General features: G+C 59.1%; 9 protein-coding genes and 1 pseudogene. 4 read left to right on the forward strand and 6 right to left on the reverse strand.

Going from position 1 to position 12,629, the window contains the following annotated elements; genetic code table 11:
• Nucleotides 1–51: 51 nt before the first annotated feature.
• Nucleotides 52–1,101, reverse strand: coding sequence for a dsDNA nuclease domain-containing protein (locus PCE31106_RS23640; protein WP_150564864.1), 1,050 nt, complete (start codon nucleotides 1,099–1,101; stop codon nucleotides 52–54).
• Between the two features lie 933 nt (nucleotides 1,102–2,034).
• On the opposite strand from PCE31106_RS23640, the pseudogene PCE31106_RS24670 reads away from it, so the two are divergent.
• The 4 genes and pseudogenes from PCE31106_RS24670 to PCE31106_RS23660 all read left to right on the forward strand — a co-directional run.
• A pseudogene (locus tag PCE31106_RS24670) lies at nucleotides 2,035–2,191 on the forward strand (DDE-type integrase/transposase/recombinase); the annotation flags it as partial.
• 148 nt (nucleotides 2,192–2,339) lie between these two features.
• Nucleotides 2,340–3,044 carry a recombinase family protein gene (locus PCE31106_RS23650; protein WP_254441304.1) on the forward strand — a complete coding sequence of 235 codons (705 nt, stop codon included), beginning with the start codon at nucleotides 2,340–2,342 and terminating at the stop codon, nucleotides 3,042–3,044.
• Nucleotides 2,942–3,757 (forward strand): creatininase family protein, encoded by an 816-nt coding sequence (locus PCE31106_RS23655; RefSeq protein ID WP_150564865.1) that lies wholly within the window; start codon nucleotides 2,942–2,944, stop codon nucleotides 3,755–3,757. The genes PCE31106_RS23650 and PCE31106_RS23655 overlap by 103 nt, the downstream gene beginning before the upstream one ends.
• A gap of 109 nt (nucleotides 3,758–3,866) precedes the next feature.
• On the forward strand, nucleotides 3,867–4,985 hold the full coding sequence (locus tag PCE31106_RS23660; protein WP_254441309.1) for a YncE family protein: 1,119 nt from the start codon (nucleotides 3,867–3,869) through the stop codon (nucleotides 4,983–4,985).
• 49 nt (nucleotides 4,986–5,034) lie between these two features.
• On the opposite strand, the gene PCE31106_RS23665 is transcribed toward PCE31106_RS23660, so the two are convergent.
• From PCE31106_RS23665 to PCE31106_RS23685, 5 genes are all read right to left on the reverse strand, one after another.
• Complete coding sequence (locus tag PCE31106_RS23665; protein ID WP_254441305.1) at nucleotides 5,035–7,335, reverse strand: copper-transporting P-type ATPase; 2,301 nt, start codon at nucleotides 7,333–7,335, stop codon at nucleotides 5,035–5,037.
• Nucleotides 7,336–7,477: 142 nt separating this feature from the next.
• Nucleotides 7,478–7,975 carry a TPM domain-containing protein gene (locus PCE31106_RS23670; protein WP_150564866.1) on the reverse strand — a complete coding sequence of 166 codons (498 nt, stop codon included), beginning with the start codon at nucleotides 7,973–7,975 and terminating at the stop codon, nucleotides 7,478–7,480.
• A gap of 2 nt (nucleotides 7,976–7,977) precedes the next feature.
• Entirely contained in the window at nucleotides 7,978–8,835 is an 858-nt protein-coding gene (locus PCE31106_RS23675; protein WP_150564867.1) for a TPM domain-containing protein, read from the reverse strand.
• Complete coding sequence (locus PCE31106_RS23680; RefSeq protein WP_150564868.1) at nucleotides 8,832–9,464, reverse strand: LemA family protein; 633 nt, start codon at nucleotides 9,462–9,464, stop codon at nucleotides 8,832–8,834. The genes PCE31106_RS23675 and PCE31106_RS23680 overlap by 4 nt, the downstream gene beginning before the upstream one ends.
• Before the next feature lie 265 nt (nucleotides 9,465–9,729).
• Nucleotides 9,730–12,384: a heavy metal translocating P-type ATPase gene (locus PCE31106_RS23685; protein ID WP_150564869.1), complete on the reverse strand. Its 2,655-nt coding sequence runs from the start codon at nucleotides 12,382–12,384 to the stop codon at nucleotides 9,730–9,732.
• Nucleotides 12,385–12,629 lie beyond the last annotated feature (245 nt).

The following is a 12,629-nucleotide window of genomic DNA, read 5'->3' on the forward strand; positions in this document are numbered from 1 at the left end:
TGATCTGCTGCCGCACCGTTGGACGCCTGCCGTCCGTTGAAACCTCATCCGTCAAGACGGGTTTGCTAGCCGCTTACCGCCAAGTTGCGCAAAGCGTCGGTTCGCTTGCTTGAATGCATCGCGAACGCCGGCCAACGCGACGCACACAGCACGCAGTTCGATGTTGGTCCGGTTGGTCAGGTCTGCGCAGACACGAACCACTTCCGACTTCGCTTCGTCCAGCGTCTCGTAGTCGTGTGCTTCTGCGTCGAGTCGAGTGAAGCAGGCCTTCAGGATGTCGTGACTGCTCTCCTGCCTGAAGTTTTCGACCTGCACCAGAATGTCGGCGACCTGGCGACGCGAAACGCCACGCGCCTGGAGTTGCTCGAACGTCTTGGCGTAACTGTTTTTGCTCCCGGCCTGGGCAAATTGATTGGCCACCATCCGTGCGCCGAGCACCGGCCGCTTCAATTCAAACGGGAGCTTCTTCTGCTCAGAAAGCTCAGCCAAGGCGCCGGCGACGAAACGATGAGGGTCATCAAGCGGTAGCCCCGTCCGAATAAGACGGAAATCGTCCAACGCAATGTCGGCTTCGTCGACATTGAGCTCTCGGGCGAGCGCGGCCCGAAGCGTCGAAAGCTCACTGCCGCAGACGTCCAGTAAGTTGGCGTTGTGCGTCATGCGCGGCGTCGCACCCTCCTCAAGAGGAAGCTTGAACCCGACGTTGGATGCGAACCAAAGAACGGTAGGGTGCGGGTGGAACTGATGCCGACGTGAGACCAGCTTCGCCATGGTCGATAGCGTCTTCTCGCCAGACTTCTTGGCGCCGCTCGCAAGCAATTCGGCCAAGGTCCAACTACCGGACCGCTCGTTTTTCTTGACCTGGTGGAATTCGGCTCGGGACGGCTGGCCAGAGGAATCGACAATGGCCACGTCTTCCTTGAACTCAAGGATGATGAGGTAATCGTCCATCGCGCCGAAACGCTCGATGGCCAGCAACGCCGCATACCAGTGCTGGTACGTGAAGCCCAAACTGGCATTCACGCCGGCCTTCTCATCGCTCGCGAAATCCCGCATGAGCGACACCAGGTCGGGCCCCGTGTTCGCGCCGGTTTGCTTCACAGCACGGCCATTCCCCGACGCGCGAGTTTGCCGTCTCACACGTATACCCTCTCTCAGAAGCTTGTTTATAAGGCTTTTTGAATGATACTAGCCAATGCGCCGAGCCTATCATACGACGCTTATCCTGTCCCTCCGGATGATGATTTTGCGCCGAGTTCGGGGCGAAAATACCCCGTTGCGCGCAGGAATTCTCCAGTTTTTCAGGGAAAGTCGTCTGCGCGCGGACGACAAATCCAGCGCGCATAGCGCGCGATTCAGTTGCACCTCAGCAACGGCTGTGGGTAAGCCAGTGACCTCCGACGCAGTGGCAGCACGGAACGGCAACCAGGAAACGATGCCGGGAGAAATGGCGGGAAAAACGGGAGGGGAAGTAGGAGGAAGGCCCGACCGTGGAAGAGAGGCCAGGGTCCGGCGGGGGCGCCGTGCGCCAACGGAGAGGGAGATTTTCCCGCGTTGACGGTGTTCCTGAGGTGCTGAACTCTAGTGCTATTAGTTGCCCTTAAGCCCCGTCCCGCCGGGGTTTCCGGTCGGTCCGAAGGTCTTAAGGATAACTTTTGCAGGCACTTTAAGGATAACTGTTAGAACTTGCTACAGATGAATAGCTACAAATATGTTTGTCCTCTCGATTCTAATAAAAACAATCTGTTGGCGAAACACATAAGGTACGCAATGTTTGTCCCAAGATGGGTCATGGAGGAAACGTGCCGAGGACTATTTGCAAATATGTTTGTCCCGTACACGCAGTCGTCAATCGAATAGGCGCACTCACGTGCCACCAGATGCACTGCGCCAGCACCAATCACCCGCCATCGAGGGTTGCAACAGCCGCGGGGACCGCTGCATTGCCTTGTTATATCACCTACAATTAATTCATGAAATTTCTGGGCAAACTGATCGCCTGTTTGTTAACTCACATACGAGACCGTGTGACGCTGGGCGGTGAAGTTCGGCCGAGGCATTGCCCGGCGTATCCGGTCCACCGTCCTGGCGCGCGCTAGACCAGCATGGCGCGGCGCCCGACGTGCGAGTGCAAAGCCGGCGCGACCGGCACGCGGCCAAGCGCCTGATGCGCAAGCTGCTCAGGAAGCACCTTCACGCCCCGCGTCGCACGGTCTCGATATGCTATTCTCGTTTCTACTCGCTGACAGCGGGATATCAGAATGTTATCAGCTACGGACGCGCGCTCCCTATGGCGCTCTCGCGCGTGGTGCCTTACTCAAATTACCTGAAGCATTGAAATGCTGGTCGGTTACACCTGCGTCTCAACCCAGGACCAGAACGTCGCCTTACAGATCGCCGCGCTCATGAAAGCAGGTTGCAAGAAGATCTATAAAGACCGGATGAGCGGGTTGCTCCCCGATCATCCGGGACTGCAAACCGCACTGGAAGTCTTGCGCGAAGTCGACACACTTGTCGTAGGGAAAACCGACCGACTGAGCCGTGGCGTCAAGGGGCTGGTCGACCTGGTGAGCGAACTGGAAACACACAAGGTGCATTTCAGGAGCGTGGCTGACGGCATTGACACCAGCACGCCGGCCGGCAGGTTTTTCTTTCACGTCATGGCCAGTCTTGCACAGACAGAGCGCGAACTGATTGCGCAGCGCACCCGCACCGAGCTCTGGCTATCGCCAGGTTCGTCGGCCGTACGGGCGGGCGAAACGCAGCATGACCGACATCTAGAGAGCCTCTGCCAGGAAGACGTTGACCAGGGGAGTACCGGCCAGAGAAGTCGCGAAGAACCTGGGCGTGTCGATTCCAATGCTGTATCGCTAGGTTCCTGCATCAGCGCTTCCGAAACACTCTCCCAACACTCAATATGCATTTTCTACGAGGACTATTCATGCGTTTTCCCCTACGACGGGCTCTCGGCACCGTCATTTTACTCGGTGCCATGCAAACCGTATTTGCGCAGCCCCCCAAAACCGTCGAGCTCGAGGATCTGACGTGGACTGAGATCCGTGACGAGATCCATGCGGGCAAAACGACCCTCATCATTCCGATCGGTGGAACAGAGCAAACCGGTCCATACGTCGCGGTCGGCAAACACAACGTGCGCGCGAAAATACTTGCGCAACGCATCGCCGAAGAACTAGGCAATGCAATCGTAGCGCCGGTAATCGCGTATGTGCCGGAGGGAAGCTACGCCCCCCCAACTTCGCACATGCGCTTCCCCGGCACGATTACCGTGCCGGACGACGTGTTCGAGAAGACGCTGGAGTCGGCCGCGAACAGCTTCAAGGTCCACGGCTTCCGGAACATCATCTTCCTTGGCGATCATGGCGGCTATCAGGGCGATGTTCGCCGCGTCGTCTCGCAACTCAACAAGAGCTGGGCGGGTTCGGATGCTCGCGCATTCGTCCCTGCCGAGTACTACGACACCAGTTCCACAGGTTATAACCAAATCCTCCGCGAGCATGGCTTTCGGGACGACGAGATCGGCACGCACGCCGGACTTGCCGATACCTCCCTGCTGCTCGCGGTCGCACCGCAAATGGTGCGACTGGATGAGCTGAAAAACGCACCCAAGCTCGAAGCTGCCGATGGCGTCTACGGGGGCGACCCGCGGCGCTCGACCGCGGCGCTCGGACAACTCGGCATCGACGTGATCGTGTCGCGAACGGTCGATGCGATCAGGAAAGATACCGCCGGACGTTGATGCTCTTTTCGGCAACAGCTTTGAACTACCTCTTCAATCAATAACGGAATTTGTCATGCATTTGTGTTCTCGTCACCTATTGCGTCTCGCCTCGTTGGTCAGTTTTGCGATGGCCGGCTTATGTTCTGCCGAAGCGGCGTCGGCCGCGTCGGCCATTGCCACCGTGCCGGGCATGCCGCCCGTGGTGGACGCCACTAACCTATATAGCGAAGCGGGTGCGGGCGACCTCAGTCCAGCGGTTGCCGGCGCGCTGCCCCGGGTCTATGTGCCCAATCTTCGCTCGAACGACGTGTATGTGATTGACCCGGCAACGCTCAAAGTGGTCGACAAGTATCGCGTCGGCTACAGCCCGCAACACGTTGTCCCTTCATGGGATTTGCAGACGCTGTGGGTCGCGAACAATGCCGAAGGCCGCACCGATGGCAGCCTCACGCCGATTAACCCGAAGACGGGCAAGCCCGGCGAGGAAGCGATGGTCGATGATCCGTACAACATGTACTTCACGCCCGATGGCAAGGAAGCCATCGTCGTGGCGGAAGCGCATGCGCGGCTTGACTTCCGCGATCCGCATACCATGGCGCTGAAATCCAGCCTATCCGTGCCCGAGTGCAAGGGGATCAACCACGCGGACTTTTCGATTGACGGAAAATACGCACTCTTCACCTGTGAGTTCGGCGGACGTCTTGCGAAGATCGATATGGTGAATCGGACGGTCGCGGGCTACCTGCAACTCGACAAGAAAGGCATGCCTCAGGACATCCGCGTCGCGCCGGATGGCAAGGTGTTTTACGTCGCCGATATGATGGCCGACGGCGTGTTTTTGGTTGATGGCGACAGCTTTACGAAGACCGGCTTCATCCCGACCGGCGTCGGTACGCACGGGCTCTATCCGAGTCGTGACGGCAAGCACTTGTACGTGGCGAATCGCGGTTCGAATTTGGTTCACGGGCCGCGCCACGGCAAAGGCAGTGTGTCGGTCATCGATTTTGCTACGCGCAAAGTCCTGACGACCTGGCCGATTCCGGGCGGTGGCAGCCCGGACATGGGCAATGTCAGTGCTGACGGCAAGATGTTGTGGCTCTCGGGCCGCTTCGACGACGTCGTGTACGCAATCAACACGACGACCGGTGCTGTCACGTCGATTCCAGTCGGCATGGAACCCCATGGTCTAACCGTCTGGCCGCAACCGGGGCGTTACTCGCTGGGCCACACGGGCAATATGCGTTGACCCATGATCGTAGTGATAAGTCGTCGTGAGATTCGTTGTTGCGCGCTGGTCACAGCTTGATGCGGTTAAGGCGCAACGCGTTGGTCACTACGGAGACCGAGCTCAGCGCCATGGCCGCACCGGCGAAGACCGGCGACAGCAGCAAGCCAAAAACCGGGTAGAGAACGCCGGCCGCAATCGGGATGCCTAGCGCGTTGTAGCCGAACGCGAAAGCGAGATTCTGGCGTATGTTGCGCATCGTGGCACGCGACAACACGGCGGCGCTCGCAATGCCGCGCAGGTCTCCCTTTACCAGCGTTACGCCTGCGCTTTCCATCGCCACGTCGGTGCCGGTACCCATGGCAATACCGACGTCGGCCTGCGCCAACGCTGGTGCATCGTTGATTCCGTCTCCCGCCATTGCGACCTTGCGCCCTTCCGCCTGCAAGCGCTTCACATGACCGGCTTTGTCCTCAGGCAACACTTCGGCAAGTGCTTCATCGATGCCGAGCTGCCGGGCAACCGCTTCTGCCGTGCTGCGCGAATCACCGGTCAGCATCACGACGCGAACGCCCGATTTTTTTAGCGTTGCAATCGCGCCCTGCGTACTGTCCTTTATCGGATCGGCCACCGCAGCGATGCCCGCGGCAATACCATTCACAGCGAAGAACACAACTGTTTTTGCTTCCGCACGCCAGGCTTCCGCACGCGTTTCCCAATGCTGCGTATCGACGCCGCACTGCGTGAGAAAACCACCGCTGCCTACAAGCACGCGCTTACCATCGATATCCGCTTGCACGCCAAGGCCGTTAATTGCCTCGAATGCTCCGACAGACTGCGGAGTCAGTCCGCGCGCCCGTGCACCCTCGACAATCGCAAGCCCTATCGGGTGCTCGGAAAGCTGTTCTACTCCTGCGACCAGCGCAAGCGCTTCATTTTCTGGAATGCCGTCGGTAACAAAATCAGTCAACGCTGGATGACCGAGAGTCAGCGTGCCGGTCTTATCCACCACCAGCGTGTCGATGTCACGCATGCGCTCGATCGCCTCGGCATTGCGGAACAAGATTCCGACGCGTGCGCCTTGCCCCATGGCGACGGTCATCGAAATAGGCGTGGCGAGACCAACGGCACAAGGACAGGCGATGATCAACACGGCAACGGCATTCAGGAACGCGTATCCAAACTTTGGCTCCGGACCAAAGAACCACCATGCAAGCGCCGTCACGATGGCGATGACTACGACAATCTGGACGAAATATGCTGCGATAGTATCGGCGAGCCGCTGGATCGGCGCGCGCGTGCGTTGTGCCTCTCCCACCATGTGAACGATACGCGCCAGCAGCGTGTCTGCGCCCACACGCTCGGCGCGAATAAGCAATGAGCCATTTCCGTTTACCGTTGCACCGGTTACTTTGCCGCCCGCAGTCTTGGCGACCGGCACGGGCTCGCCCGTGATCATCGATTCGTCCACCCTGCTCGTACCTTCTAGTACTGTGCCATCCACTGGCACCTTCTCGCCCGGCTTAACGCGCAGGCGATTGCCAACAGTGACGGTTTCCAGCGGCACCTGTTCTTCGCCACCGTCGTCACGCAACCGCCAAGCAAGGTTGGGGGCAAGCTTCAGCAATTGCTGGATTGCCTGGCTGGTCTGACCCATCGCACGCAGCTGCAGGAAGTCGCCTAGTATTACCAGCGTCACGATCACGGCCGCTGCCTCGAAATAAGTACCTACCGCACCGTCGTGCTCTCGAAACTCCTGCGGAAACCATCCAGGCACCAGTACCGCAGCGAGGCTAAATATGTAGGCGAGCCCAACACCTAGCCCGATCAACGTGTACATGTTGAGCGCGCGGTGTACGATCGACAGCCAGAATTTTCGCAAAATTGGCCAACCGACCCACAGCACGACCGGCGTGCCGAGCACAAACTCGACCCAGCCGCGGGGCCGTGGCTGAAGGCCAAACAGATCGTGGATACCGACCATAGGCGACATCGTGAGCACCACCAATGGGATCGAAAACGCGACACCGATCCATAGCCGACGCGTGAGCTCACGCAATTCAGAATCGTCCGTTTCTCCTGTGCCTGCGACCAGCACTAGCGTCATTCCGCATTTGGGGCAACTGCCAGGCTGTGGGCTACGAATCTCCGGATGCATGGGGCAGGTATATTCGGCGGCCCGCGGGATGGCATCACGTATCGGTATCAGCGTCATGCCGCACTTCGGGCAACTGCCCGCCGCATCGCGCACGATTTCAGGGTGCATCGGGCAGGTGTAACGGGTACCGCTCGCCGCTGCGGCTTTCTGCGCGGCATCATGTTGATGTGAGTGGCTCGTGGTGCCGGGCCCTGCTGGATTGACGTTCGCCATATTCATTTCCTTTCGAGTCCTCATGGCGCGAGCCCATCATTATCGAGGATCGCCCCATGTGTGCCGCCAACGACTGGGGATTGCCCGAATAGGCGACCCGATCGGCAGGTGCGCGGGCCGGCGCGATCGACAAATTGGTTGGCTACAGCACCACCGGTTTGTCCGGCAATTCATTCCGATCATTGCCGACAGCGGGGAAATGTTTCATCAAATGCTGTGTCACCGCCTGAATACCGCTGACCACACCGGATTCGTAGTTCCCCTGCTTAAAGGCAGCTTCCATTTTGCGGCAAATATTCTCCCATTCCCGAGCGCCCGCCTTCGCGTGAATCCCGCGATCAGCAATAATCTCCACGGCCCGGTCAGCGAGTAACAGATAAATCAGCACACCGTTATTGTGCTCTGTGTCCCATATCCGCAATTGCGAAAATACGTCGATGGCGCGTTCTCTCGCGGACTGCCCCTTGAAGAGCGGGGTGCTGTGCAGCGCGCCTTCCACCGCGAAACGGATTTCTCCGAGGTGTGAGGTCTCGCTCGCTTTGGTCGCTTTCTCTATTGCGATCATAGTTCCGCGGGGAAAGGCCCGGTTGACTTGCCAGTGGGTCATCATGAGATGCTTCGCTATGCGTTTGATGCTCATCGCTACCATCTCCCCGACGCACCGCCGCCGCCAAAGCCACCACCGCCACCGCCACCGCTGAAACCACCACCACCGCCGTACCCTCCATGAAGACTACCCATGCCGCGTCCGCCCATACCGCCTCCCCCCCCGCTAATCAAGGTGAACAAGAGCGCAATCACGCCTGCACCCAATGCAATGGGCAGCACCCCGGCAAACAACCAAGCGACAACAGCCGCGGCCCCGCCAATTACAAGCGCGCCCGGGAATCTACCCAGCACGGAACGCAGCACCGCCCCCACGACGACCACGAGAATAAAAATGACGGGAGCGTACTGCTGAATATCTGCAATGCTGCCATCAGGCTTTGCCTTGGGTGCCGGCAACGGCTCGCCGTCCGCCACCCCGACGATCTGGTTGACACCCGCTGCAATGCCGCCGTAAAAGTCACCTTGCTGGAACCGCGGCACGATGACTTCGCTGATAATGCGTTTGCTCGTCGCGTCATTGAGCGCCCCTTCCAGGCCGTATCCCACCTCAATGCGCAAGGTTCTGTCATTTTTCGCGACGATAAGCAACGCGCCATCGTCGGCCTGTTTACGCCCCAATTTCCACTGCTCCACGACCCGCAGCGAATATTGCTCGATGGTCTCCGGCTCAGTGGTTGGAACGATCAGGATCGCAATCTGCGTCCCCTTTCTGCTTTCGAAGGCCTGTAGCGTCTGGTCCAGCGCGGCCGCCTGCTCAATGGTGAGCGTGCCAGTCTGGTCGGTCACGCGCGCGGTTAGCGGCGGGACGGCGATCTGTGCTGTAGCGTTCGGGGAACCCAAACCGGTGATTCCAATGATTAGCGCGAGCAGAATGGCCTTAATCGCATTCAATTGGTTGCTCCCGGCGTCGACGGCTGGGAGCTCGCCGGAGTCGTGCCGAAATCGACGCGCGGCGGTTTGGCCAACTCTGCTTCATTGACCACGGAAAAATTGGCCTTTTCCTTATAGCCGAACGCCTTGGCGGTGAGATTGCTCGGGAACGAGCGCACCGTTGTGTTGTATTCCTGTACGGCCTTGATGTACCGGTTGCGGGCGACCGTGATGCGATTCTCCGTCCCCTCCAGCTGGGCTTGCAGATCGCGAAAATTCGCGTCGGACTTCAATTGGGGATAGTTTTCCGCGACGACCAGTAGCCGGGAAAGCGAGGCTGTCAGTTGGCCTTGGGCCGCCTGGAATTTCGCAAATGCGTCCGGATTCTCGACGAGCTCCGGTGTCGCCTGAATCGCGCCTACACGAGCCCGTGCTTCGGTCACCTGCAAAAACACGTCCCGTTCCTGGTTGGCGTAGCCTTTGACTGTGTTGACCAAGTTTGGTACCAAGTCGGCGCGCCGCTGATATTGATTGAGTACTTCAGACCAACTCGACTTGACTTGTTCGTCCTGGGACTGAAAGGTGTTATAGCCGCAGCCGGCCAAGCTGAACGCAACGAGCGAAAGCAATGCCAGTAGGATTCTTCGCATTCTGTATCTCCGGCATTTCAGGAATTTATTTAGGAAAACGATATTCATAAAATTTTCGCATTCGGGCCGGCGAGCCTTCTCGGTCAGGGACGCAAGGAACTGACGCCGCATGCGCATTACCCTGCCAGCAGGCAACGTGCTAATCACAGCATAGGTGTTTCAGTGTCGTTCCGGTTGATGTAGATCAACCAAACACGCCGGACATATTACGCGCTATGGCTTTCGCTTCTCGGCCAAGAGTCCCGGAACCATGCATCGGATGCCGCTACCGCAGGGGACTCACCTGATCGGGTGTCGCTGCCGCACCGAGCGTGCCCGGCACTGCTGTCTTGCTAGGTTGACGAATACCTGCCAGTTTGGTGCGCTTCAGCATCAACGCATTGATCGCCACGATGAGGGTACTGCCGGACATCGACATTGCTGCGACCTCCGGACTCAGTACGAATGGGTACAAAACGCCTGCTGCGAGCGGGAACGCGATCACGTTGTAGCCCACCGCCCACCAAAGATTCTGATGCATCTTGCGCAAGGTTGCGTGCGACAGTTCGATCGCGCCGACGATGTCATACGGGTCGCTCTTCATCAGAACGACATCGGCGCTCTCCATAGCGACGTCGGTGCCGGCACCAATCGCAAACCCCACATCCGCCTGGGTGAGCGCCGGCGCGTCGTTGACACCATCACCTACCATGCCGACCTTTTTCCGCTTGGCCTGCAGTTCTTTAATTTTCTCGGCTTTCTGCGCTGGCAACACGTCGGCCAACACGTTATCGATGCCGATATCCGCTGCGATGCGCTTAGCCGTAGCCGCGTTGTCGCCGGTCAGCATGACCACTTCGATCTTTTGTTCGCGCAGCTTTGCCACCGCCGCCTTGGTGGTGGGCCTGATTGCATCGGCGATTGCGATGAGGCCAATCACGCGCCCTGCCTGAGCCACATGGACGACAGTGCGTCCGTCGCCCTGCAGGCGGGTCGCTTGAGCGTCCAGGCTGCCGAGTGCAAGCTGTTGCGTATCCATCAGCAATCGGTTGCCTAGGAACACTGTTCCGCCGGCCGTCTCGGCGCGCGCACCCATGCCGTCAAGACTCTCAAATCCCGTCGGCGCTGCGACCGTGAGATCCGCCGCCCGGCGCAGGATTGCCTGCGCCAACGGATGCGCAGAGCCCTGTTCGACCGCTGCAGCGGCTGTTAATACCACGTCCTCGGTGACCCGGTCCGCCACGACGATCTCCACGACCTCCGGTTGACCGACTGTGAGCGTCCCGGTCTTGTCGAAGACGATGACATTGAGCTTGGTTGCGTCTTCGAGCGCCGAAGCGTTCTTGAACAGAATGCCGTTCGCGGCGCCGAGGCCGGTACTTACCATGATCGCCATTGGTGTCGCGAGTCCCAATGCATCCGGACAGGCGATAACAAAGACTGTGATCGTCATGGTCACAGCGAATAGCAGCGGCTGTCCGATCCACCAGAACCAGGCCGCAAAGGTCGCAAGCCCGACAACAATCGCAGCAATCACCAGCCATTGCGCGGCCTTGTCGGCGAGCAGTTGCGCCGGAGCCTTTGAGTTCTGTGCTTCCTGCACCAGTTTTACGATCTGCGCGAGCGCCGAGTCCGCGCCGACCTTGGTTGCCTTATAGTGGAAGCTGCCGCTTTTGTTGATAGTCGCGCCAATCACTGTCGCGCCCGGCCGCTTCTGGACCGGCATCGATTCGCCAGTCAGCATCGACTCGTCGACGAGCGATTCGCCGGTCTCTATTGTGCCGTCGACCGGAATCTTGTCGCCCGGCCGTATCACGACAATCTCGCCCGCCAGCACCTCCGAGGTGGGAACTTCAACCTCGGCGCCGTTGCGGATAACAGAAGCCTTCGCCGGAGTGAGATTCATTAGCGCCTTGATGGCGGACGACGCCCCCGCACGCGCGCGCATTTCTAGCCAATGGCCAAGCAGGATGAAAACCAGCAGGACAGCTACGGCCTCAAAAAATTGTCCTCCCCCGTTGAAGAAAAACGTACTGCCAACGCTGAACAGATACCCGGTACCCACGCTCAAAACGATCAGCGCCGCCATGCCCAGGACGCCTTTCCTAAGTGCCCGCCAAGCGGAGACGAAGAACGGCCAGCTTGGATAAAGGATGGCGAGAGAAGCTAAGCCAAACAACCACAGGCCAAGGTTTAGCTTAAATGGCGGGGCAGGCGGCGTAAAAAGTCTCATCGGTGAGTAGATAAAAATCGGCACCGCGAAGATCAGGCAAATCCAGAAACGGTTGCGCATGTCACGCACCATTGGTTGCAGATCAGTGCCGCTATGGCCCATCTCATGCGCCATATCTGCCGGCATCGCGGGCTGCGCGCCCAATGCCGCGTCGCCGTTGTGGCTCTTGTGATCCTTGTGGCCGCCAAGCGCGGGAGGCGTCGGCGCGGGCGCGACCCCGACGGCTGCAACAGGTGCGTCTTGGAGTGGCTTTGACTCGGCGGCGGTTGTGGACGGTGACGCGTCCGGCGCATGTTTCGGTGCAGCGACTACCGGTTCCAACGCCGACGCGTCCTGCGCCGATTGCTCTTGTGGTTTGTCACCTACCGAAGCGGCGGGCGCGATCGGGGCAGCTGTTGGCGCAGCGGGTTCAGGCGTTGACACGGATGGCGGCGCCAGCGTTGGTACTACGTCATGCTTATGTGCGGGCTCGTCTTCGCTGTCATCCTTAGGGTGAGGCTCGCCTTCGGAGTGGTTTGCTCGTTCGTGCACAAGTACTTTGATGTCGGCGACTTCGAGTAGGGTCTCGTCGTAGCGCACCGTGACGTTTCTCGCAGCGTAGTTCACCATAGCGCTTTGAACACCCAGCACGTCGCCAAACCGCTTTTCCACTTCGTCCACGGTCAGCACCGACAGCATGTCGGGCACTGCAATAACGCTCGTTTTCATCGTGCCTCCGCGCTACCCGTTTTCATGCACTTTCGCTCCTCGTGCTGAAATGCGTTAGCCGCAGCAGCCTCCCGGGGATTTTTGACCGTGAGCCGCGTTTGTCACGTCCACGCCATAACCTGCACCCTTCACGGCCGATTTCATTTGATCGGGCGAGGTCAGGTGCTCGGGTAATGCCCCCCGCAAACCGGCGCTGGGAGAAGTAGAATTTTCTCGTTAAGAGGGAGTTCTGCAGATGAAGAAGT

It is taken from the genome of Pandoraea cepalis, from assembly GCF_902459665.1.
Classification (GTDB): Bacteria; Pseudomonadota; Gammaproteobacteria; order Burkholderiales; family Burkholderiaceae; genus Pandoraea; species Pandoraea cepalis.